Origin of the sequence: Rhizobium sp. PDO1-076, from assembly GCF_000247475.1 — a bacterium.
Classification (GTDB): domain Bacteria; phylum Pseudomonadota; class Alphaproteobacteria; order Rhizobiales; family Rhizobiaceae; genus Allorhizobium.
In genome coordinates this window covers 14,714-37,856 of the sequence record NZ_AHZC01000166.1, presented here as the reverse complement: position 1 = coordinate 37,856, position 23,143 = coordinate 14,714, and the positions used below count along the sequence as shown (strand labels likewise).

General features: G+C 61.9%; 23 protein-coding genes and 1 riboswitch. Of the genes, 21 read left to right on the top strand and 2 right to left on the bottom strand.

Going from position 1 to position 23,143, the window contains the following annotated elements; translation table 11 throughout:
• Positions 1 to 41: 41 nt before the first annotated feature.
• Positions 42 to 1,061, top strand: coding sequence for a DUF1775 domain-containing protein (locus tag PDO_RS11115; protein ID WP_007601871.1), 1,020 nt, complete (start codon positions 42 to 44; stop codon positions 1,059 to 1,061).
• A gap of 96 nt (positions 1,062 to 1,157) precedes the next feature.
• On the opposite strand, the gene PDO_RS11110 is transcribed toward PDO_RS11115, so the two are convergent.
• A complete protein-coding gene (locus PDO_RS11110; protein WP_007601869.1) occupies positions 1,158 to 1,433 on the bottom strand; it encodes a hypothetical protein in 276 nt (91 codons plus the stop codon).
• A 125-nt stretch (positions 1,434 to 1,558) separates the two neighbouring features.
• Between PDO_RS11110 and PDO_RS11105 the strand changes: the two genes are divergently transcribed.
• From PDO_RS11105 to PDO_RS11040, 14 genes are all read left to right on the top strand, one after another.
• Positions 1,559 to 2,194: a flavodoxin domain-containing protein gene (locus PDO_RS11105; protein ID WP_244426414.1), complete on the top strand. Its 636-nt coding sequence runs from the start codon at positions 1,559 to 1,561 to the stop codon at positions 2,192 to 2,194.
• Positions 2,195 to 2,245: 51 nt separating this feature from the next.
• Positions 2,246 to 2,623 carry a fluoride efflux transporter CrcB gene (gene crcB / locus PDO_RS11100; RefSeq protein WP_007601860.1) on the top strand — a complete coding sequence of 126 codons (378 nt, stop codon included), beginning with the start codon at positions 2,246 to 2,248 and terminating at the stop codon, positions 2,621 to 2,623.
• A 96-nt stretch (positions 2,624 to 2,719) separates the two neighbouring features.
• On the top strand, positions 2,720 to 3,715 hold the full coding sequence (locus PDO_RS11095) for an RluA family pseudouridine synthase (protein WP_037073490.1): 996 nt from the start codon (positions 2,720 to 2,722) through the stop codon (positions 3,713 to 3,715).
• Positions 3,712 to 4,365: an HAD-IA family hydrolase gene (locus PDO_RS11090; protein WP_007601858.1), complete on the top strand. Its 654-nt coding sequence runs from the start codon at positions 3,712 to 3,714 to the stop codon at positions 4,363 to 4,365. Before PDO_RS11095 ends, PDO_RS11090 begins: the two co-directional genes overlap by 4 nt.
• Positions 4,366 to 4,376: 11 nt before the next feature.
• A complete protein-coding gene (locus tag PDO_RS11085) occupies positions 4,377 to 5,180 on the top strand; it encodes an ATP12 family chaperone protein (protein ID WP_007601857.1) in 804 nt (267 codons plus the stop codon).
• A 192-nt stretch (positions 5,181 to 5,372) separates the two neighbouring features.
• On the top strand, positions 5,373 to 6,038 hold the full coding sequence (locus tag PDO_RS11080; protein WP_244426412.1) for a hypothetical protein: 666 nt from the start codon (positions 5,373 to 5,375) through the stop codon (positions 6,036 to 6,038).
• Positions 6,039 to 6,139: 101 nt separating this feature from the next.
• Positions 6,140 to 6,509: riboswitch (cobalamin riboswitch) on the top strand.
• A gap of 49 nt (positions 6,510 to 6,558) precedes the next feature.
• A complete protein-coding gene (locus tag PDO_RS28290; RefSeq protein WP_160167033.1) occupies positions 6,559 to 6,702 on the top strand; it encodes a hypothetical protein in 144 nt (47 codons plus the stop codon).
• A complete protein-coding gene (gene cobU / locus PDO_RS11070; RefSeq protein ID WP_007601854.1) occupies positions 6,703 to 7,233 on the top strand; it encodes a bifunctional adenosylcobinamide kinase/adenosylcobinamide-phosphate guanylyltransferase in 531 nt (176 codons plus the stop codon).
• 3 nt (positions 7,234 to 7,236) lie between these two features.
• Complete coding sequence (cobW, locus tag PDO_RS11065; RefSeq protein ID WP_007601853.1) at positions 7,237 to 8,313, top strand: cobalamin biosynthesis protein CobW; 1,077 nt, start codon at positions 7,237 to 7,239, stop codon at positions 8,311 to 8,313.
• Positions 8,314 to 8,316: 3 nt separating this feature from the next.
• Positions 8,317 to 12,261, top strand: coding sequence for a cobaltochelatase subunit CobN (cobN, locus tag PDO_RS11060; protein ID WP_007601851.1), 3,945 nt, complete (start codon positions 8,317 to 8,319; stop codon positions 12,259 to 12,261).
• Between the two features lie 13 nt (positions 12,262 to 12,274).
• Complete coding sequence (locus tag PDO_RS11055; RefSeq protein ID WP_007601844.1) at positions 12,275 to 12,670, top strand: GFA family protein; 396 nt, start codon at positions 12,275 to 12,277, stop codon at positions 12,668 to 12,670.
• The gene (locus PDO_RS11050) at positions 12,667 to 13,113 is read left to right on the top strand and encodes a GNAT family N-acetyltransferase (protein WP_007601842.1); all 447 of its coding nucleotides are present in this window, start codon (positions 12,667 to 12,669) and stop codon (positions 13,111 to 13,113) included. Before PDO_RS11055 ends, PDO_RS11050 begins: the two co-directional genes overlap by 4 nt.
• The gene (gene cobO / locus PDO_RS11045) at positions 13,110 to 13,739 is read left to right on the top strand and encodes a cob(I)yrinic acid a,c-diamide adenosyltransferase (RefSeq protein WP_007601841.1); all 630 of its coding nucleotides are present in this window, start codon (positions 13,110 to 13,112) and stop codon (positions 13,737 to 13,739) included. Before PDO_RS11050 ends, cobO begins: the two co-directional genes overlap by 4 nt.
• Positions 13,739 to 14,164 (top strand): EamA family transporter, encoded by a 426-nt coding sequence (locus PDO_RS11040; protein ID WP_007601840.1) that lies wholly within the window; start codon positions 13,739 to 13,741, stop codon positions 14,162 to 14,164. Before cobO ends, PDO_RS11040 begins: the two co-directional genes overlap by 1 nt.
• Here the strand turns inward: PDO_RS11040 and PDO_RS11035 are convergent.
• Entirely contained in the window at positions 14,161 to 14,946 is a 786-nt protein-coding gene (locus PDO_RS11035) for a TSUP family transporter (protein WP_007601839.1), read from the bottom strand. The two genes, PDO_RS11040 and PDO_RS11035, sit on opposite strands and share 4 nt — an antisense overlap.
• Before the next feature lie 420 nt (positions 14,947 to 15,366).
• On the opposite strand from PDO_RS11035, the gene PDO_RS11030 reads away from it, so the two are divergent.
• The 6 genes from PDO_RS11030 (at position 15,367) to cobM (ending at position 23,123) form a co-directional block, all read left to right on the top strand.
• A complete protein-coding gene (locus PDO_RS11030; RefSeq protein WP_007601838.1) occupies positions 15,367 to 16,728 on the top strand; it encodes a sirohydrochlorin chelatase in 1,362 nt (453 codons plus the stop codon).
• Between the two features lie 1,058 nt (positions 16,729 to 17,786).
• On the top strand, positions 17,787 to 18,461 hold the full coding sequence (locus PDO_RS29030) for a precorrin-8X methylmutase (RefSeq protein ID WP_052023436.1): 675 nt from the start codon (positions 17,787 to 17,789) through the stop codon (positions 18,459 to 18,461).
• The gene (locus PDO_RS11020; protein ID WP_007601836.1) at positions 18,454 to 19,689 is read left to right on the top strand and encodes a bifunctional cobalt-precorrin-7 (C(5))-methyltransferase/cobalt-precorrin-6B (C(15))-methyltransferase; all 1,236 of its coding nucleotides are present in this window, start codon (positions 18,454 to 18,456) and stop codon (positions 19,687 to 19,689) included. Before PDO_RS29030 ends, PDO_RS11020 begins: the two co-directional genes overlap by 8 nt.
• Positions 19,690 to 19,774: 85 nt before the next feature.
• Positions 19,775 to 20,518 (top strand): precorrin-2 C(20)-methyltransferase, encoded by a 744-nt coding sequence (gene cobI, locus PDO_RS11015; protein WP_007601835.1) that lies wholly within the window; start codon positions 19,775 to 19,777, stop codon positions 20,516 to 20,518.
• A complete protein-coding gene (gene cobJ, locus PDO_RS11010; protein WP_007601834.1) occupies positions 20,515 to 22,344 on the top strand; it encodes a precorrin-3B C(17)-methyltransferase in 1,830 nt (609 codons plus the stop codon). The genes cobI and cobJ overlap by 4 nt, the downstream gene beginning before the upstream one ends.
• Positions 22,341 to 23,123 (top strand): precorrin-4 C(11)-methyltransferase, encoded by a 783-nt coding sequence (cobM, locus tag PDO_RS11005; protein ID WP_007601833.1) that lies wholly within the window; start codon positions 22,341 to 22,343, stop codon positions 23,121 to 23,123. The genes cobJ and cobM overlap by 4 nt, the downstream gene beginning before the upstream one ends.
• The last annotated feature ends 20 nt before the right edge of the window (positions 23,124 to 23,143 follow it).

The following is a 23,143-nucleotide window of genomic DNA, read 5'->3' as shown; positions in this document are numbered from 1 at the left end:
GCGTGCGCCGCAAAAGACGGGCCGTGGCCAGGAGACGCACCATGAACACCAAGCTTATCGCCACAACAGCGCTCGTTGCGCTCGTTTCGACCGGCGCAGCCTTCGCGCACGCCAGTTTCGCCAATGCTCCGGTTGCAGTCGGCTCCTATGTCGCAGCCACCCTGCAGGTGCCGCATGGCTGTGATGGCAAGGCGACGAATGAAGTGCAGATCAAGCTGCCGGAAGGCTTCATTTCGGCCAAGCCACAGCCCAAGGCCGGCTGGGAAATCGAAGTCATCTCTGGCGACTATCAGAATTCCTATGACAATCACGGCAAGGCGGTGACATCCGGTCCGGTCGAGATCCGCTTCAAGAACGGCAATCTGCCGGATGAATTCTACGACACGTTCACGATCTACGGAAAGGTGGCTGCCGCTGATCCGGAGACCGGTCTGGCTTTCCCGACCATTCAAGTGTGCGGGGCGGATGCCACGGTTGCCTGGACCGATATCGCCGCAGCCGGTCAGGATCCGCATGATCTGAAGAGCCCGGCGCCTGTTTTGAAGATTGCCGCCGCCGCGGGTGCGGATGAGCATGCCGGCCATGGCGCGCCGGCAACGGGTGCCCATGCCGGGCACGATGCGCATGCGGGGCATGGCGATCATGCCGCTGCCGTCAATCCGGGTGGTTTCGATGTGGTGACCCTCGGTGACCTGGAATTGTCGGGCGGTTTCACCAAGGCGATGTTGCCGGGCCAGCCGGTTGGTGGCGGCTTTATCACCATCACCAACAAGGGTGCCGAAGACGACGTGCTGATTGCCGCGACGTCGCCCAATGCCGGTGAGGTTCAGTTGCACGAAATGGCAATGGTCAATGACGTGATGAAGATGCGACAGTTGCCGGACGGGATCACCATCCCCGCCGGTCAGTCGGTGGAGTTGAAGCCCGGCGGTCTGCATCTGATGTTCTTCAAGATCAGCGAGCCTTTCCGCGACGGTGCGACGGTTCCGGTGACGCTGACATTTCAGAAGGCGGGCAATGTCGATGTTGTTCTGCCAATCGGCCCGGCCAGATCCAACTGAGCTGAAAGGCCAGCCTCACCTAGGCAGATCCCTCAAAAAGCAAACCGCGGCCAGTCATTGGCCGCGGTTTTGCAATTGGGCAGAACAGAGTTCCGGTCAGGCGACCGAACTCCGATAAGCCGAGATTGTTTCCTTCAGCGTTGCCTGTTCCAGTTTCTGTTGGTTAGCCGTCAGAAAATAGAGCGCAAGCGCTGGTGGTTGGACAATGCTGACCATTGCCCTCAGCTTGAAGTCTTCGCCTTTAGCCGCTTTTTCGGCGAGAAGGCGGGTAGTTTCCTCCGCATGGCTTGAACCGCTCACCCGCTGCTGCGGCTTGATCGGCTCCATCGCATAGGCGGCGGTGGTAGCAGAAACTGTCACGACCTGTGTCATGGGTTACATCCAGATATTACTTCACTACTTGATCATAAAGCATGGATATCTCTGCATCTTTAAATCGAATGATGTGTTTTTAATAAAATGCCGCGGGTTGAGTTCCCCGCGCTTTATGCACCGAAATGACCGTATTTGTGTTAGATCAACAGGTGCGGCGCGCCGGTCTGGTAGAAGGGCAATCATCAATATGGCGCCCCATCTGGCGCAGGCGGGAGGGTGGAATGATTGTTCTGGTCGGTTATGTCAGCATAGAGGGACAGACGCGCAAGATCGCGGAGGCGGTCGCCGCGGAGATTGAAAAGCATGGTGACCGCGCCTTGTTGTTCAATGTCGGGGAGATGGTCGAATATGGGGTTGATCATCCCCAGGCTGCGATCCTTTGCGCGCCGGTGCATTCCGGCCGTTACCCGGACCCCTTTGTCGCGTTCGTCAGTCGCGAGGCCGATTGGCTGAAATCGGTCCCGACGGCCTTTGTCTCTGTTTCGCTGTTGATCCGAAGCGAGCTGGAGGACGAGCGGCAGGAGGCGCAGGATTTCGCAGACAGCCTGTTTGTGCAAACGCAGTGGCGGCCCGGCATGGTGCATCATGCGGCCGGAGCGCTGCGCTACAGCGAGTATGATTTCTTCAAGCGCTGGATGATGCGACGTATGGCTGCGCGCGAGGGGGCATCGACAGATGTCAGTCAGGACCCTGAATTTACCGACTGGACTGCGCTTGCTACGTTCACTACAGAATTTCTGAAAGCGGCCGTCCAGTGACCTTGTGGGTCCGATAATCCGGGCGGCTCTCTAAGACGCCTGGAGTTGTCGATGTATCATATGGTGTTGGTTGCGCTTGGCGGCGCCATCGGGTCTGTTTTGCGCTATCTGACCGGTATGGCAGCGCTCCGGCTGATGGGGCCAAACTTCCCCTGGGGGACGTTGACGGTCAATATCGTCGGTTCTTTTGCGATCGGCCTTCTGTCGCATGTGATCATGGCGCGCTTCGGCGCTTCGGAGGCCTTGCGACTGCTGCTGATTACCGGCGTTCTGGGCGGGTTCACCACGTTCTCGGCGTTTACGCTGGACGCCATTGTGCTGGCAGAGCGGGGTGCCATGGTGATGCCGTTTGTCTATATTGCTGCCAGTGTCGCACTGTCGATCGGAGCAGCACTGCTGGGCCTTGGCCTGGCGCGCAGCTTCGGCTAATCGGTTTTCCTGTTTCCATATTGCGGCGAAATGCTCTAAAGCGCACATAAAAAGGCGCAGGCAGGGCCTGTGGTGACAAAGAAAGTTCTGAATATCATGGCAGGCATCGAACATATCACCGTGGCAGCCGACGAGGCCGGCATGCGCCTGGACCGTTGGTTCAAGGTGCATTTCCCGGGGCTTGGCTTCGGCCCGTTGCAGAAACTTCTGCGCTCCGGCCAGGTGCGTGTCGATGGCGGCCGGGTGAAGACCGATGCACGCGTTCAGCCGGGGCAGGTGGTTCGCATTCCGCCGCTCGACGTCGACCTGAAGGTCAAGTCCGGCCCGATCGGCTCGCACGATCTCAAGCATTCCGAAGACGGCGAGCTCCTGTCGCGCATGCTGCTGCATGAAGACGAAAAGGTCATCGTCCTGAACAAGCCGGCAGGCCTTGCCGTGCAGGGCGGTTCCGGCCTGGTGCGCCATATCGACAAGATGCTCGAAGCCTGGACCAGCAAGAAGGGTGAGAAGCCACGCCTTGTCCATCGTCTCGACCGCGACACGTCCGGTGTTCTGGTGGTGGCCAAGACCCGTGGCGCGGCGCAGAAGCTGACTGCCGCATTCCGCGAACGCGACACCAAGAAGACCTATTGGGCTTTGGTCAAGGGTGTGCCGCGCAAGCAGAGCGACAAGATCTCGACTTGGCTGGTCAAGGACCAGACGGACGAGGGTGACCGCATGCGCGTCTGCAAACATGGCGAGGACGGTGCCGATCACGCGATCTCCTACTACCGCGTGCTGGAGACGGCCGCCCATACCTTCGCCTGGCTGGAAATGGAGCCCTATACCGGCCGTACTCACCAGCTGCGTGTGCACGCCCTGTATATGGGGCATCCGATCATCGGCGACCCGAAATATTTCGACGAAGATCACAATTGGGACTTCCCCGGCGGTGTGCAGAAGCGCCTGCATCTGCATGCCCGGCACATCGACATCCCGCATCCGGATGGCGGACGCCTGAAGGTGACGGCGCCTCTGCCGCCGCATATGGTGCAGACCTGGAACCTGTTCGGTTTTGACATGGCGTCGGGTGAGCGGGAAGACCAGGAATGAAGCTGGTTCTGTTCGATTGCGACGGCACGCTGGTCGACAGCGTCGGGTTGATCCACGAGGTGATGCGCCGGACGTTCCTGCATTTCGGCAAGCGCGAACCGGACGTTGCCGAGACCAAGGCGATCATCGGTCTGACGCTCGATATTGCCATTGCCCGCATGGATGGCAAGCCGCATGCAGATGACGAGGCTGTGGCAATGGCGACTTACTACAAGTCGATCTTCGGCGAAGTCCGTCGCGATAGCGGCTTTGAAGAGCCCTTGTTCGACGGTATCCGTGGCGTGATCGACACGCTGGCGGCGCGCGAGGATGTGGTGTTGGGTTCGGTGACGGGAAAGTCGCGGCGTGGGCTGGCAATGGTTCTGGAAGGCCACGGCTTTGCCCCGCATTTCCAGTTCTGCCGCACGGCCGACGACTGCCCGTCGAAGCCGCATCCGGCCATGGTGACGGAATGCTGTGACGAATCGGGAATTGCGCCGTCTGAGACGATCGTCATCGGCGATGCCGTCTTCGACATGCAGATGGCCAAGGCTGCCGGCGCGACTGCGATCGGCGTCTCCTGGGGTTATGCATCTGTCGAAGACCTCTGGAAGGCTGGCGCCGACGCCGTTGTCGACCAACCGGCCGATCTTCTCGCCTATATCCACTGAAGGGCCTTTTGATGCGTGACGAGCTCAGTAATATTTCCGGCACGTTCATCCCCGAACACAGCGATGCCGATCCGGTGCGCCGCGCCCAGATCCAAATGAAGCGACCGCTGCCGAAGCGCTTCTATACGATCGTATCGATTGCTGCCGACGGGGACGGATTTGCGATCCATCTCGATGGCAAACCGGTGAAGACACCGGCCAAGAACACGCTGTGTTTGCCAACGCGCGAGGCCGCCGAACTGGTGGCGGCCGAATGGGCATTCCAGGATCAGGTTATCGATCCAGGTACGATGCCGGTCACCAAACTTGCCAATACCGCGATCGACGCCGTCAGCCTGAACCTATCCGAGGTCTTCGACGAGATCGTTCGTTTTGCCGGCAACGACCTGCTGTGCTACCGCGCCGATAGTCCGCAGGAGCTTGTCGACCGTCAGGCCTGCCGCTGGGATCCGGTTCTGGCTTGGGTGGCAGAAGCACACCAGGCCCGGTTCATCCTGGCCGAGGGTGTGATCCATCAGGAGCAGCCGGCCCAGGCGCTTCAAGCCTATGCGGCGTCTCTCGAGCGCTACCGCGAAGCCTTCCGGCTGTCGTGCCTGCATGTGGTGACCACGCTTGCCGGTTCCTCGATCCTGGCGCTTGCCTTCGCCGATGGTGCCTTCGATCTGGATGCCGTATGGAGCCTTGCCCATCTCGATGAAGACTGGACGATCGAGCATTGGGGGAGCGATGAAGAGGCAGAGGCGCGTCGCGAAGCGCGCTACGGTGAAATCGCCGCTGCTGCGTCGTTGTTTGCTGCCCTCCATAGTCAGGATTAACCAACGGCTAACCATAATCGACGAATGCTCGGAGCGTGTTAGAATCACCGCGTCGGGGTTGTCCAGATGGTTGCTCGCAGTTTTCGCATCGCTTTTGCGCTCGGGCTCCTCCTCGTGTTGTCCGCCTGTTCCCAGTCCGGGGGAAACCGTATTCATCGACCTCTAGTCTATTATGTCCGCGACGTGACCGTTATGGCCGACGCCAGTGTTCCGCTGGAACTGATCAAGGGCATCGACCGGCGCGTTGCGGCGGCGATTTCCTCGACACGGCCGCCGCCGGGTGCCGAGCGCGTCGTACTGCTCGTCAAGATCGACAAGTTCGGAACCGGGCTGAATGCACGGCGCTATTTCGAGCAAGTGCGCTTTACCGTCACGGCAGCATCAATCGAGACGGGCGAGCCCGTTGCCGCCGGGACCTTCACCGTCAGCAGCCCGACCAATGATCCGCGCTTCGGTCGCGAGCCGCTGGCCGAAGAGGTAGCCGCCCGGATCCGCTTTGCTTTTTCGCTGACCGTGCCGAGGATCAGGACCGTGCGGCCGCCGAAGACGATGTCGACACGGTTCGCAAGCGATCCCGCACCTGCCGTGGCGGCTACGGTCACACCGCCGCCGATGCGTGCCGCAGCCCCGATTGCGGTGGTCAAGCCCCTGCCTGTTGTGCAAGCAACCCCGGCTCCCGTTCCGGCCGAAATCGTCGCGCCCGTGATTGTGGCTCCGGTGGTGCAGCCGGCAAAGGCGAGGACCAAGGGTGCGCCGGCGCAAGGGGGACCGGTAGAGCAGGGTGCCAGCGGTTCCGTGCGGCTTGACGGAGCCTGCGATCCGGCAACGGATGCCGAGTGCCTGACACCGAAGCCCTGATGGTAAATCCCCGGCAGCAAATCCTGATTTCCAGATCATGATTTCCGGCAATTGCCGTTGATGCGTCACCGGTCTCGATTGACTTGCCGCGAGGCACCGCCTAATCCTTTGAACCGGATGGTTTTCGGGCTGCGGAAGTGTGGCCTGGAAAGCAAAAGGGAATGCGGAGGCAGGGACCCAGGCAGGGACTGCCAAACGCAGCCGACCCCGCGACTGTAGAGCAGTGAGGGTCTTCCATCCGGTTTTAGTGCCGAAGGCATGACGGATCGCAGGGTGTGATCGATGCCGGACGTCTTGAGCCGGAAAAACCACTGGGGTGGCAGCGCGATCAGCCGGGGTGGGACGCCTCTTTATCTACGAATCGTCCGCCTTTTCGCGACTGCCATAAAGCCCTGGGAAGGTGAGGGAGATCCGTTGGCGTTTTCGCCGGCAGCTGTGAGCCAGGAGACCTGCCGTCCGTGACGGGCCTTTGATGCCCAATTTATGGGGAGAGATCCCCGACGCCAGCACGGAGGTTGTCGTGGCGACGTTTGATTTTGGCGCGACCTCATGGTCGCGCAGGGCGGTGCATCCGGTTCGGGATTCGGTCCGGTCCGGCCTGCTTGGCGACGGCATTTTGCCGGTCATGCCTTTCTCCAGCTCCCATCTTGCGGAGCAGGGCTGAATGATGCAGTCCGTTCATTCCTCAGTTTTTGTTCTCGGCGGCGCCCGTTCCGGCAAGTCGCGCTTTGCCGAACAGATCTGCCGCGACAGCGGCCTTGCGCTTAATTACCTCGCGACCGGCCGTGCCTGGGACGACGAGATGAGCACGCGGATCGAATGTCACAAGCAGGATCGCGCCAGCCATGGCTGGACAACGCATGAGGAGCCGCTTGACCTCGTCGGAGCACTGGTCCAGATCGACGATCCCGGTCGCGTGGTGCTGGTCGATTGCCTGACGCTCTGGGTCACCAATCTGATGATGGAGGACGGGAGAGATGTGGCCGCTGAGAGCGCCGCACTCGCGGATCTTTTGCCGTCACTGAAAGCCCGGATCGTGCTTGTTTCCAATGAAGTCGGTCTCGGCATCGTGCCGGAGAACGGGATGGCGCGCGCGTTTCGCGACCATGCCGGCCGACTGCACCAGCTCATCGCAGCAAAGGCTGCGGAAGTGTATTTCGTCGCGGCAGGTTTGCCGCTGAAAATGAAGGGTTGAACAATGTTGCAGCAGAAAATTCCCGCCACCGTGATTACCGGCTTCCTCGGCGCCGGCAAGACCACGATCATCCGCAACATGCTGATGAATGCGGGTGGCAAGAAGATCGCGCTGATCATCAATGAATTTGGCGATCTTGGTGTCGACGGCGATGTTTTGAAGGGCTGCGGTGCCGACAATTGTACCGAAGACGATATCATCGAGCTGACAAATGGCTGCATCTGCTGCACGGTCGCCGACGATTTCATTCCGACGATGCAAAAGCTCCTGGAACGCGACGTGAAACCCGATCACATCGTCATCGAGACATCCGGCCTTGCGTTGCCTCAGCCGCTGGTCGCGGCCTTCAACTGGCCGGATATCCGCACCCGCGTCACGGTTGATGGCGTTATCACCGTCGTCGACAGCGCAGCCGTTGCAGCCGGTCGTTTCGCCGATGACCATGACAAGGTCGATGCCGCACGCGCCGAAGACGCGAGCCTCGATCACGAAAGCCCGATTGAGGAGCTGTTCGAGGACCAGCTCACCTGTGCCGACCTGATCGTGCTCAACAAGACCGATCTGCTCGATGCCGCCGGTATCGCTGCCGTGCGTGCCGAAGTCACAGGTCGCACCCATCGCAAGCCGGCCATGGTCGAAGCGCGCAATGGCGAAGTCTCGTCGCTGGTGCTGCTGGGCATCGGTGCCGGCACCGAAGACGATATCGACAATCGCAAGTCGCATCACGAGCTGGAGCATGAGGCGCTGCATGAAAGCGGTGCTGCGCATGACCATCATCATGACCATGACGAGTTTGAAAGCTTCGTCCTGAAGCTCGGCGCGATTGCCGATCCTGCCGCCTTCATCGATCGGCTGAAGCCGGTGATCGAGAGCCATGACATCCTGCGCCTCAAGGGCTTCATCGACGTGCCCGGCAAGCCGATGCGTCTGGTCATCCAGGCTGTGGGTACGCGCATCGACACCTATTTCGATCGGCCCTGGACGTCGAGCGAGAAGCGCGAGACCCGGCTTGTCGTCATCGGCCTGCATGAATGGGATTTTGGCGCAGTTGTCGAAGCCGTTCAGGGGGCGGCTGGCTGATCCATGCATCTTCTTCTCGCCCAGAAAGGCTCGATTACCGACGGAGACGAGGCGATCGACCTTGGGCAGTCGCCTGGCGAAATCCTTTTTCTGTCGGCTGCCGACACCGAACTGTCGGCGGTGGCTGCGGCCGTCGCGGCGGCAGGGTCCGGGCTACGCTGGCGTCTTGCCAGCCTGATGGCGCTCAAGCATCCGATGTCGGTCGATACCTATGTCGAACGCACGGCGCGTCATGCAAAACTGATCATCGTCCGGGCACTGGGTGGTGCAAGCTATTTCCACTATGCGCTGGAAGCGCTGACGGCGGCTGCGCGGGCAAAGGGTGCGCTGATCGTCACGCTGCCCGGTGATGACAAGCGGGATACCGGGCTCGATCCTTTCAGCCTGTGTACCGATGCCGATCGTTCGGCGCTCTGGACCTACCTGACCGAGGGTGGCGACCGCAACACGGCGCATTTCGTCGCCTATGCCGAGGCGTTGCTGTCGAATGCCGACAAGCCGGAGCCGGCACGGCCCTTGCTGAAAGCCGGGATCTGGTGGCCGGGCAGGGGCGCGATCGGTGTGGAGGAATGGCGGCAGCTGGCTGCCGCCAATGGCGATATCGCCGCCATCTGCTTCTACCGCGCGCTCGTCCAGAGCGGCGAAACCGCGCCGGTGGAGGCCATGATCGGCACGCTCCAGGCACAGGGGCTCACGCCGCTGCCGGTTTTCGTTTCGAGTCTCAAGGATCCGGTCTCGGTCGAAACGCTGCGGGCAGTCTTTGGCGTGGCCCCGCCTGACGTCGTGGTCAACACCACCGGCTTTGCCGTCTCGGCGCCGGGATCGGACAATCCCTCGACCATTCTTGACGAACAGGGCGCGGTGGTGCTGCAGGCGATCTTTTCGTCATCTCCGAGGACGGCTTGGGACACGTCGAGCCAGGGGCTATCGGCGCGCGATCTTGCCATGAGCGTTTCGCTGCCGGAGGTCGATGGAAGGGTGCTGACACGAGCCGTATCGTTCAAGTCGGCGGCGCGCTTCGATGACCGGGTCGAGACCAATCTGGTCAGCCACGAACCAGATCCAGGACGGATGGCGTTCGTCGCCAGGCTCGCCGCGAACTGGGCACTTTTGCGCGCGACGCCGGCGAAGGATCGCAATATCGCACTGATCTTGGCGAACTATCCGAACCGCGACGGCAGGCTCGGCAATGGCGTCGGGCTCGACACACCGGCCGGGACGATCGAGGTGCTGCGGGCCTTGTCTGATGCCGGCTACGGGGTAGGCGAATTGCCGGCCGATGGCGACGCGCTGATCACGGCGCTGATGGCCGGGCCGACCAATGCCGCACATGATGGGCGCGTCATCCGTGAGGTCATTTCACTGAGTGATTACAAAGCCTTTTTTGAATCGCTTCCGAAACAGATTCAAGAAGATGTGACCGCTCGCTGGGGCGATGCGGCGAACGATCCGTTTTACCTCGACGGCGTTTTCGCGCTGCCGCTGATGCGTTTTAGTCGGGTCATGGTCGGCATCCAGCCGGCGCGCGGCTACAATATCGATCCCAAGGAAAGCTACCATTCGCCCGACCTTGTGCCGCCGCATGGCTATTTCGCTTTCTATGCCTTCCTGCGCAAACAATTTTGCGCTCACGCGCTGATCCACATGGGTAAACACGGCAATCTCGAATGGCTGCCGGGCAAGGCCCTTGCGCTCAGCGAGAGCTGCTATCCGGAAGCCGTGTTCGGTCCCTTGCCGCATCTCTATCCGTTCATCGTCAATGATCCGGGCGAGGGAACGCAAGCCAAGCGCCGCACGTCCGCGGTGATCATCGACCATCTGACGCCGCCTTTGACGCGGGCCGAAAGCTATGGCCCGCTAAAGGATCTGGAAGCACTGGTCGACGAATATTACGAAGCGTCGGGCGGCGATCCCCGCCGGCTGAAGTTGCTGAAGAAACAGATCCTCGATCTGGTCGCGGATATCGGGCTCGACCAGGATGCCGGGATCGGAAAGGGGGAAGCTGAAGAGACGGCGCTGGAAAAGCTCGATGCCTATCTCTGCGACTTGAAGGAGATGCAGATCCGCGACGGGCTGCACATCTTCGGCCTTGCGCCGGAAGGACGGTTGCTGACCGACCTGACGGTGGCGCTCGCCCGTGTTCCGCGCGGACTGGGCGAGGGCGGAGATCAGAGCCTGCAGCGGGTGATTGCGGCGGATGCTCTGGCGGGTATTTCGTTTCCCGGTTCACCCCCCTCTGCCCTGCCGGGCATCTCCCCCACATGGGGGGAGATCACCACACCCGAAACGCCTCGTTCGTCGACTGGGTCTGTCGCAGCAGCAGCGCCACTTGAATTGGTTCCGTTTAAATCGAGCGGTGGCGACACGCCGATCTCCCCCCTTGAGGGGGAGATGTCCGGCAGGACAGAGGGGGTTAACGCAAGCAGCGATGCCAAATTCGATCCCCTCGATTGCATCATGTCCGATCCCTGGACCGGACCACGCCCGGAGATCCTCGCCCGCCTTACCGATCAACCCTGGCGGACCAGAGGCGACACGGTGGAGCGCATCGAACTGCTCGCTGCTGCCCTCGTCTCCGGCGAGCTCCCATGCCCGGCGGACTGGACCCAAACAAAAGCGGTCCTCGCCGAAATCGAAACCCGCCTGAAGCCCTCGATCGTCAGGTCCGGCCCGGCCGAAATCGCCGGCCTGCTCAAAGGCCTCGATGGCCGTTTCGTCGCCCCGGGCCCGTCCGGCGCTCCGACGCGCGGGCGGCCCGACGTGCTGCCGACGGGCCGAAATTTCTACTCCGTCGACAGTCGCGCCGTGCCGACGCCAGCTGCCTACCAGCTCGGCAAGGCCTCGGCGGAACTGCTGATCCAGCGCTATGTGCAGGACCATGGCGAATGGCCGGTGTCGTTCGGGCTGACCGCCTGGGGCACGTCGAACATGCGCACTGGCGGCGATGACATCGCCCAGGCGCTGGCGTTGATCGGGGTCAAGCCGGTCTGGGACATGGCCTCGCGGCGGGTGACCGGCTACGAGATCCTGCCGCAGGCGCTGCTCGGTCGACCGCGCGTCGATGTCACCTTGCGCATTTCCGGTTTCTTCCGCGATGCCTTCCCGGAACAGATCGCGCTCTATGACAAGGCGATCCGCGCGGTCGGTGCGCTTGACGAGGACGCGGGAGACAATCCGATTGCCGCGCGCATGCGGGCCGATACCGCGCAGTTTGTCGCCGAGGGTCTCGATGCCGCGACCGCATCCAGGCGCGCCGGCTACCGCGTGTTCGGCTCCAAGCCGGGTGCCTATGGCGCCGGCCTGCAGGCCTTGATCGACGAAAAGGGCTGGGAAAAGCGCGGCGATCTGGCAGAGGCCTATCTGGTCTGGGGCGGTTATGCCTATGGCGCGGGCGCCGAGGGCAAGGCCGAGCGCGGGCTGTTCGAGGAACGGCTGCGCACGGTCCAGGCAGTGGTGCAGAACCAGGACAATCGCGAGCATGACCTGCTCGACAGCGACGACTACTACCAGTTCGAAGGCGGCATGACGGCGGCGATCGAAGCGGTATCGGGTGCGCGACCGGTGGTCTACCACAATGACCATTCGCGGCCGGAAAGGCCGGTGATCCGCACGCTGGAGGAGGAGATCGGCCGGGTTGTGCGCGCCCGCGTGGTCAATCCGAAATGGATCGAGGGCGTAATGCGCCACGGTTACAAGGGCGCCTTCGAGATTGCTGCGACTGTGGACTATATGTTCGCCTTCGCGGCAACGACGGGTGCCGTGCGCGATCATCATTTCGAGGCGGTCTATCAGGCCTTTGTGCTCGACGAGCGGGTGCGCGACTTTATGGCCGAGAAGAATGCACCGGCGCTGCGGGAAATGTCGGAGCGGCTGATCGAGGCCATTGATCGCGGCTTGTGGACGCCGAAGAGCAATTCCGCCAAATTCTCTCTGCTGGAAATCGCTTGAAGAGAGGTGAGCCATGACTGAACTGTCCGGACATTGCCTGTGTGGCGCGGTGCGCTTCAAGGTCCAGGGCACTGTGCGTACTGCCGGGCACTGCCACTGCGAAAGCTGCCGACGTGCGGCTTCGTCGCCGGTCACGAGTTTTTTCACCGTCGAGCGTGCCGATGCGGTGCTTGCCGGCGACAGCCTGCGTTTCTATGCGTCGTCGCCCGGCGTGCGGCGCGGGTTCTGCAGTCACTGCGGATCGCCGATGTCGTTCGAGACCGAGCGGCGACCGTCCGAAATCGATTTTTACTTCGCGAGCCTCGATGACGGCCTTTCCGTTGCCATCGGCGAGCACTGGCATTGGAACGAACGTGTCGACTGGCTCAACATTGTCGACGATCTTCCCAAAGGTGAGAGTGGAGCATGACCGATACGATCCAGATCAGCGTCATCGCGGGTGAGGACAAGGAATTTTACGACGCAACCGTTGCCATTCTCGACGAGGCAGCGCGCGCGCTCGAAAAGCCGTTCGACGGCGAAACCGTGCAGGTGCGCGCCGAAGACGGCGAGGGACGTTTGCTGGGTGGCCTGGTCGGGTCCGCGGTGCAGGGCTGGTTCCATGTGAAGCTGCTTGCGGTCAGTGCGCATGCCCGCAACCTCGGGGTTGGCGCCAAGCTCCTGTCTCGAGCCGAGGACATGGCACGGGCCAAGGGCTTCGTTGGCCTTTATCTCGATACCTTCGATTTTCAGGCGCCGCGCTTCTACCTGCGCGAAGGTTTTACCGAAATCGGAAGGCTGCCTTCTATCGACGGCCAGCCGCAGCGCATATGGTTCGTCAAAACATTTGATAATTCTGGGAGTGCACCATGACCGATGAGACGATGTCGAACGACGCAGATCTCGCCCGCCACGCCGAGAAGATGGCCAAGAAGAAGGCTGCCCGCGACAAGATCATGGCGACTAAGACCGGCGAAAAGGGCCTGGTGATCGTCCATACCGGCAAGGGCAAGGGCAAGTCGTCTGCAGCCTTCGGGATGATCTTCCGCCATATCGCCCACGGCAAGAAATGCGCGGTCGTGCAGTTTATCAAGGGTGCCATGTCGACCGGCGAACGGGACATGATCCTCAAGCATTTTTCCGATCTCTGCCAGTTCCACACGATGGGTGAAGGTTTCACCTGGGAGACGCAGGACAAGGCGCGTGACATCGCCATGGCGAAGGCTGCCTGGGAGAAGGCGAAGGAGTTGATCCGCGATCCGTCCCATTCGATGATCCTGCTCGACGAGATCAACATCGCCATCCGCTACGACTATATCGACATTGCGGAGGTGGTCGAGTTCCTGACGAACGAGAAGCCGGAGATGACGCATGTCGTGCTCACTGGCCGCAACGCCAAGGACGAACTGATCGAGATCGCTGATCTGGTCACCGAGATGGAACTGATCAAGCACCCGTTCCGCTCCGGCATCAAGGCGCAGATCGGCGTGGAGTTCTGATGACACAAAGCTGGCAGTTTTGGGCGTTTCTTTCGGCCATTTTTGCCGCGCTGACCGCCATCTTCGGCAAGATCGGGGTGGCGGGCGTCAATTCCGATCTGGCGACTCTGATCCGCACTGTTGTGATCATCGTCGTCTTGACCGGCATCGTGGCGGCGACCGGTCAGTGGCAGGCACCATCGACGATCTCGGCCAGGACCTGGATCTTTCTTGGCCTGTCAGGATTGGCAACGGGCGCCTCCTGGCTTTTCTACTACCGTGCACTCAAGCTCGGCGATGCATCGCGCGTGGCGCCGATCGACAAGCTGTCGATCGTCTTCGTCGCGGTCTTTGCCGTGCTCTTCCTCGGTGAAAAGCTCAGCCTCGGCGCCTGGACCGGCATCGCGATGATCGGTGCCGGCACGATCATGGTGGCCGTGCTCTAGAACCCCATCCACACCCGGATCGGATTGGTCGGGTCAAGCAGCAGTTTTACCGCCAATGCCACGCATGTGACGATCAACAGCGGCTTGATCAGCTTTGCGCCGCTTTTCATGGCAAAGCGCGAGCCAACCTGGGCGCCGAGGAACTGGCCGAGGCCCATCATCAGGCCGATTTTCCACAACACGACGCCGCCGATCATGAAGACGATGAACGCGCCGACATTGGAACCGAGATTGAGCAGCTTGGTATGCGCAGTCGCCTTCAGCACGCCAAAACCGGCAAGCGAGACGAAGGCGAGCATGAAGAAGGAGCCTGTGCCGGGGCCGAAGACGCCATCATAGAGGCCAATCAGCGGCACGAAGGTCAGGCCGAAGACGAACGGCGTAATGCGCTGATGGCGATCTTCGTCGGACAGGTTTGGCTTCAGGGCGAAGTAGAGGGCGATCGCCACCAGAAGGAAAGGCATCAGCGCCCGCAACACGCTTCCCGGCACCACGGTTGCGATCAGGGCGCCGATCGCACCGCCTGCCACTGCCATGATCGCCATCGGCAGTTGCCTCTTCAGGTCGACATGGCCCTTGCGAGCATAGGCGATCGTCGCGGAACCGGCGCCGAACATCGATTGCAGCTTGTTGGTGCCGAGCGTTTCCAGCGGCGGGATGCCGACGATCAACATGGCGGGGATGGTGATCAGCCCGCCGCCACCGGCGATGGAATCGACAAATCCGGCGATGAAGGCTGCGACGAAGAGCAGGAGAAGGAGGTTGAAGGCGAGATCGGCCACAGGTCACTCTATGTCGTAGGTTAGGGGGAGCATCTGGAAGGGCGGGGTCATCTGGACAGGCGGAGACGTCCTCAACGCGGATGGAAAGCGATGCGTAGATAAGGGCACAGGACTTGTGCACCGAGTCTTGAATGCGAGCAACCGCATGTGCTGACTTTGCGCGCAGAGCGGCCTGCGCAACAGTGGACTGGCGCATCTTCCACACGAAGCGGCGCAAACCGGTTTGACCCCGAAAGCCACCTTCGATAAAGCTCTATTCCATGTGCGACGGCGCCTGTTCGACAGGCTGGAAATAGTCCGGTGCGGCTGACCCAATCAGGGGGCCAATTCCGGAGCTGTCCCAAAGGCCATAGAGTAGTTTCACCGCTGCTCTGGCGCTTCGTACATAGAGAAAAATACGAAGCAGGGAGGCCGGAATTCATGGCTGAAAAACTTGGAATCATGGTCTGCGGCCATGGCAGCCGCAACCAGAACGCGGCGCGCGAGTTCGCGATCATTGCCGAAGCACTCAGGGCGCGCAATCCCGACATGCCGGTCGAATACGGCTATCTGGAGTTCTGCAATCCGGTGATCGCGGAGGGCCTCGACCGGCTGCGCGCCGCCGGCGTCACGCGGGTGCTTGCCGTGCCCGGCATGCTGTTTGCCGCCGGTCACGCGAAGAACGACATCCCCTCGGTGCTGAATACCTATCAGGCGCAGAACCCGGGCATGGTGATCAACTATGGCCGCGAACTCGGCATCGACCTGAAGATGATCCGCGCTGCCGGCGGCCGGATCCAGGAAGCGGTCGATCAGGCCAATGCCGAACTCGGGTTCGTCGACAAACATGAGACACTGCTGATGGTGGTCGGGCGCGGTTCGTCCGATCCCGACGCCAATTCCAATGCGACCAAGGTCATGCGCATGCTCTGGGAAGGCATGGGCTTCGGCTGGGGCGAGACCTGCTATTCTGGCGTGACCTTCCCGCTGGTCGAGCCGGGCCTGAGCCATGCGGCCAAGCTTGGCTACAAGCGCATCATCGTCTTCCCCTACTTCCTGTTTACCGGTGTGCTGGTCAAGCGCATCTACAGCTATACCGACGCGGTTGCCGCCCGCCATCCGGAGATCCAGTTCGTCAAGGCGAGCTATCTCAACGACCACCCGCTGGTGCTTGATACTTTCCAGGATCGGGTCAAGGAGATCCTTGAGGGTGCCGCGGTGATGAACTGCCAGATGTGCAAATACCGCGAACAGGTGCTGGGCTTCGAAGCCGATATCGGGCAGCCGCAGGAAAGCCATCACCACCATGTCGAAGGCATCGGCGGCGGCATGGAAGACTGTCCCTGCCACGGTGACTGCGATGCGTCGTGCCGCGAAGAGGATTTCTGTCGCGAGCATGGCCTGCCGTGGACGCCGGTGCACAGCCATGCTGCGCCTGCTCCCCTTGAGCCGGCCTTCGACTACGGAGCCTCGACCTTGCTGGGTGGAAAATACGGTCATCTGCTGAATGCGGCGCCGGATGCGGAACTCGAGGCGGTGATGAATGCGTCATCGAGCGGCAAAAAGGCCGTGCATGAGCACGGACCGGATTGCGGCTGCGGCCATGATCATGGCCACACGCATCATCATGATCACAACCATCACGATGCCCATGCCGCGCATGACCACGGCCATCACGATCATGGCCACAGCCATTCACATGCTCACGGGCACGCGCATGATCATGGCCATGACCATCATCACGCGCCTTATCCGCATGCCGACCATCCGCTTGGTCCGAAGTCGATGCAGAAGAAGAAATAATGGCCCTGTTCGATCGCATCCTGATTGTCGACTGGTCCGGCGCCGGCGCGCCGGTGAAGGGGGCCAATTCGATCTGGGCCTGCCTTGTCAGGCGCAGCGGCGATCAGGTGCGTCTCGACTGGCTGGAGAATTTCTCCACCCGGCATGCCTTCATGCAGCGGCTTTCGGTGATCGTGGACGAGGCGCTGGCGGCCGGCGAGCGGCTGCTCTGCGGCTTCGACTTTGCCTTCGGCTATCCGGAAGGAACGGCCGAGCGGCTGACGGGCAGGGCGGACTGGCGGGTGCTCTGGCGCAAGATCGCCGATGAAGTCGAGGATGGGCCGGACAATGCAAACAACCGGTTCCAGCTGGCTTCGGACTGGAACCGCGATTATTTTGCCGACACGCCGCGCTTCTGGGGCCGGCCGCAGGGACATAGTTACACGCATCTGAGCGACAAGAAGCCGGTTGCGCCTGTCGATGCGCCACCGGTGTTCCGTGTGGCAGAGGCGCATGCCAAGGGCGCCAAATCGGTCTGGCAGATCGCCTACGCCGGTTCGGTCGGCAGCCAGTCGCTGCTGGGCATTGCCCGCCTCTCGCGCTTCATCGACGACAGCGGCTTTGCCGATCGCATAGCTGTCTGGCCGTTCGAAACCGGCTTTTCTGCTGAGTCTGGCAAGCCTGTCGTCTTTGCCGAAATCTATCCCTCGCTGTTTTCTCTGGCCGACGGCGCAGAGGGTGTCCGGGATGCGCTGCAGGTTTCGACTGTGGCCGAGGCGTTTTCGCGCTTTGATACCGCCGGTGTTCTCGGGCAACTGTTTGCGGCGCCCGATATGCTGTCGGCTGGCGAGACTGATCAGGTGCTGCGGGAAGAGGGCTGGGTGCTCGGGATCGGGCATCAGGCTTTGGCCGTGCAGGGAGTGTCCGCCCTCTGGCCCGCCGGCCATCTCCCCCACACGGGTGGAGATCAGAACGCTGTTGACCTCGGTGCCGCCAAATCCACAATTGGGCATGAGAAGACAATAGCGGCTGTGTACCCCAGCGTGTCGCTTCCTGCGATCTCCCCCCGTGTGGGGGAGATGTCACGCAGTGACAGAGGGGGGTATGTTCCGAATGCATCCCTCGACTACATCCGCAACCCCGCCGAAATCTACCGCCAGTCCTTTTCAACGATCCGGAACGAAGTGAATTTATCACGCTTTTCCAATGGCCTGGATGCGTTGGTTATCAGATTGATTCATGCCTGCGGGATGGTCGATCTGGTCGATGATATCGCCTTTTCGGACTGTGCATTCGATGCCGGTGCCGCTGCACTTGCGGTTGGTGCGCCGGTGCTGGTCGACGTCGAAATGGTCCGCCATGGCATCATTCGCCGGCTGTTGCCGGCCGAGAATGATGTGATCTGCCTGCTGAATGATGCGCGCGTGCGCCCGAAGGCCGACGAGATCGGCAATACGCGATCTGCCGCCCAGGTCGATCTCTGGGACGAGCATCTCGCGGGTGCCGTTGTTGCGATAGGCAATGCCCCGACGGCGCTGTTCCGGCTGCTGGAGCGGATCGACGCCGGTGCGCCGAAACCGGCTTTGATTCTCGGCATGCCGGTCGGATTTGTCGGGGCGGCGGAAAGCAAGGATGCGCTGATCGAAGATAGTCGCGGCATTCCCTATATTGCCGTGCGCGGTCGACGCGGCGGTTCGGCGATGGCCTCTGCTGCGGTGAACGCGCTTGCCGGAGGGCTTGGCACCAATGTCTGATCTGCAGCAACCGTGGCTGACCATCATCGGCATCGGCGACAACGGGCTGGAGAGCCTGACGCCGGAAGCGCAGTCGCATGTCTGGCAGGCCGAAACGCTTGTGCTCGGCGAACGGCTCGATGCGGTGATCGACGGCAGTTCACTGCCGGAACTGAAGCGCATCCTGACCTGGGGCGCCGGGTTCCGTGAAACGCTGGCCGAAATTCTCAAGTTGCGCGGCTCGCCCGTCACTGTGCTGGCAACTGGCGATCCGATGCATTTCGGTATCGGCGCGACGCTGCGCCGGCATGTGGCGGCCGAAGAAATGTACATCCTGCCGAGCCCGTCCGCCTTTTCTCTGGCGGCGGCCCGGCTTGGATGGCCGCTGCAGTCGGTGACCCAGATCTCGCTGCATGGTCGGCCGCTCGCCTTTCTCAATCGCCATGTGCTGCCGCGGGCGCGGATCCTGGCGCTGACCTCGGATGCTTCGACCATCGAACAGGCGTCGGGGCTCCTGGTGCATCGCGGCTTCGGCAACTCGATCCTGCATGTGCTCGAACACATGGGCGGCGGCGCTGAGCGTGTGGTGACGCTGACGGCGTGCCAGATCCTTGAACACCAGCCGGAATTTTCGGATTTCAACACGCTGGCCATCGATTGCGCCTCCGATGGACCGCTGCTGTCGCCGGTCTCCGGCCTTCCGGACGAAGCCTTCCGCCATGATGGACAGCTGACCAAGCGTGAGATCCGCGCCGTAACGCTGTCGCAACTCTCGCCCTTTCCCAATGCAATGCTTTGGGATGTTGGCGCCGGTTGCGGTTCGATCGCGATCGAGTGGATGCGCTCCGGCATGGGGACGCGGGCGATCGCGATCGAAGCCAAGCCGGAACGGGTGGCGATGATGCGTGAAAACGCCGAAAACCTAGGCGTGCCCGATCTCGACATTGTCGAGGGCGAAGCCCCGACAGCCCTTGCGGGCCTACGCCGACCGGATGCCGTGTTCATCGGTGGTGGGATTACCGGCGAGGGCGTGTTCGAGGCCTGCTGGCAGGCGCTCGGTCCTGGCGGCTGGCTGGCCGCCAATGCCGTGACCATCGAGGGCGAGGCGCGGCTTGCCGAGCTGCGTGGTATTTACGGCGGAGACTTGATCCGCATCCAGGTGTCGCGGGCAGCACCGGTTGGACGCTATTGCGGCTGGAAGTCGCTGATGCCGGTGACGATCTGGACCGCGACCAAGGAGGAGGCGTGATGGTGGGGCGAGTTTTATTGAGCGCTGGTTTTGGTAGCCACGCATGCGGCGGCAGTCATCCCGCGCCAGTACCAAGGACCTTCGCATGACCGGAACACTCTACGGCCTTGGCCTTGGCCCCGGCGATCCCGAACTGCTGACGCTCAAGGCGCATCGTATCCTGACATCGTGCCCGGTCGTCGCCTATCCGGCGCCCGACACCGGTCCAAGTTTTGCCCGGCAGATCGTCGCGCCTTATGTGACTGCAGCCCAGCTCGAAGTGCCGATCATCGTGCCGATGCGGGTCGAGCGGTTCCCGGCGCAGGAGATCTATAGCCAGGCCGCCGAGGTGCTGGCGCGGCACCTCGATGCCGGCGCCGATGTTGCGGTGCTGTGCGAGGGCGATCCGTTTTTCTACGGTTCCTTCATGTATCTGTTCGGGCGGTTGGCTGATCGCTATCCGACCGAGGTCGTGCCGGGGGTATCGTCGATGATGGCGGCTGCCGCCGGGCTTGGCCGACCGCTTGCCGCCCGCAACGACGTGCTGACCGTGCTGCCCGGCCCGCTGGATGATGAAATTCTGGCCGACCGGATAGCTGCATGCGGTGCTGTGGCGATCATCAAGATCGGCCGGCATTTTTCCCGCATCCGTTCGCTGATCGCCGAGCTCGGGCTGACGGCGCAGGCAGGATATGTCGAGCGCGTCAGCCTTGCCGAACAGCGGCTGATGCCGCTTGCCGAGGTTGCCGAGGATGTCGCGCCGTATTTTTCGATGATCCTGATCTACAAGGGCGCCGAGAGCTGGCATCCGGCGCTGGCGAGCCGGCTTGGCGCGGAGCGCAGCACATGACCATGTTCCCCCGGCCCGCAGTCCTCGTTCTGAGCGACAGTGCTGCCGACCTTGGTCGCCGCATTGCCGTCCTGGTCGATGGCGAACTGCATGGCGCGCGCGCGCGCGTCGCCGATGCCGATCGGCATTTCGATGCGGCGAAGGCTCATGTGCAGGCGCTGTTTGCCGAGGGCCGGCCAATCGTCGCGGTGATGGCATCCGGTGCGCTGATCCGCCTTCTGGCGCCGTTGCTTTCGAACAAGCAGTCCGAGCCACCCGTGCTGGTCGTGTCCGACGATGGCGCTTCGGTCGTGCCTCTGCTTGGCGGCCATCACGGCGCCAACGATCTGGCGCGCTTTATCGCGACCGGCATTTCCGCCCATGCGGTAATCACCACTGCCGGTGACCTGAAATTCGGCGTCGCACTTGACCAGCCGCCAGCAGGCTACCGGCTTGCCAATCCCGAAAACGCCAAGGTCGTGATGGCCGAGCTTGTGGCCGGATCTTCCGCAAGGCTTGCCGGTTCTGCTTCATGGCTCATTCAATCCCGCATTCCATTCGATAACGAGGCTTCTGTGACGCTGACTGTGACTGACAAAACCAAGGCTGCCGATGCGCTGGAGCTGATCTATCACCCCGGGACGCTGGTTCTCGGCATGGGCTCAGAACGCCACGCATCGAGCGAGGAGGCGATTGCGCTGGCCGAGCAGGCACTGGCCAAGGGTGGCTTTTCTCCTGCCAGTCTGGCCGCTGTGTGCTCGATCGATGTGAAGGCCGACGAGGCGGCGATCCATGCTGTCGCCCGGCATTTCAACGTGCCGGCACGGTTCTTTACCGCAGCGGTGCTGGAGGCCGAAACGCCCCGGTTGGCAAACCCGTCCGACGTGGTCTTCGCAGAAGTCGGCTGCCATGGCGTGGCCGAAGGTGCTGCCCTTGCAGCTGTCGGGGCAACGGGTGAACTGGTGGGTGAGAAGATCAAGTCGAAGGGGGCAACGGCCGCAATCGCCAGGGCGAGCGACGTGATCGACCCGTCTAAAATCGGCCGGGCGCGCGGCCGGCTTTTTGTCGTCGGCATCGGCCCCGGTTCGGATGGCTGGCGCTCGCCGGAAGTATCAAGCATGGTCACAGCATCGACCGACCTCATCGGCTATTCGCTCTATCTCGATCTGCTCGGACCGCTTGCCGAGGGCAAGATCCGCCATGATTTCGATCTCGGCAAGGAAGAAGCCCGGGTCGTGCATGCGATGGAGTTGGCCGGCGAGGGCCGGGATGTATCGCTGGTCTGCTCCGGCGATGCCGGCATTTATGCTATGGCGACACTGGTGTTCGAACTGTTCGACAAGGGCGGTATCACCGATGCGGCCAGTCGCATCGAGGTGCAGGTCTCGCCGGGAATCTCGGCCCTGCAGGCCGCCGCCGCCCGGATCGGCGCACCACTCGGTCACGATTTTTGCACCATTTCGCTTTCCGACCTTTTGACGCCATGGGAGCATATCCAGCGGCGGGTAAAGGCGGCGGGCGAGGGCGACTTTGTCATTGCCTTCTACAATCCCGTCTCGATGAAGCGCCGCACGCAACTCGCTTACGCGCGCGACCAACTTTTGAAATACCGCCCCTTCGATACGCCGGTAATTCTTGCCACCAATCTCGGCCGGCCGGGAGAGCTGGTGCGCACGGTGCCGCTTGGCGCGCTCAATGTCGATGATGTTGATATGCTTACCGTCGTGGTCGTCGGCTCGTCGGAAAGCCGCACCGTGACCACCGGCGACGGCAAGACCTGGGTCTATACGCCACGCGGCTATTCGGGGAAGGCGGAGAGTGGAATGAAGAAGGAAGAACAGGCATGACCGTCTATTTCATCGGTGCCGGACCCGGCGCACCCGACCTGATCACCGTACGCGGCCTGCGCCTGATCGAGCGCTGCCCGGTCTGCCTGTTTGCCGGATCGCTGGTGCCGGAGGAAACGGTCAAATGCGCGCCGGAAGGTGCGATCATCAAGGATACGGCGCCGATGCATCTCGACGAGATCATCGCCGATATCGAGGCGGCGCATGCGCGCGGTGAGGATGTTGCACGCGTGCATTCCGGCGATCCGTCGATCTACGGCGCGATTGCCGAGCAGATGCGCAGGCTTGACGCGCTCGGCATTCCCTATGACGTGGTACCCGGTGTGCCGGCCTTTGCCGCGACCGCCGCGCGGTTGAAGACCGAGCTGACCCTGCCGGAAATCGCCCAGACCATCATCATCACGCGCACCGAGATGAAGGCGTCATCGATGCCGGAATTCGAGACGCTGGACATTCTCGGCAAGTCGCGGGCAACGCTCGCCATCCACCTGTCGATCAGAAACCTTCCGCATATCCGCGATACGCTGACACCATACTACGGCGAGGATTGCCCGGTGGTTGTCGCCTATCGCGCGACCTGGCCCGACGAGCTGTTCATCCGCACGACGCTGAAGGATATGGCCGAGGACGTGCGCAAGGCGAAGCTGACCCGTACGGCCCTCATTATGGTCGGGCAGGTCTTCGGGCATGTCGAGTTCCGCGACAGTGATCTCTACAATTCCGATTTCACCCATGTGTTGCGCAATGCGGGCAAGAAAAAAAAGAAGGTCGCGGGCTAGGACTGCCGTGCCGAGATTGA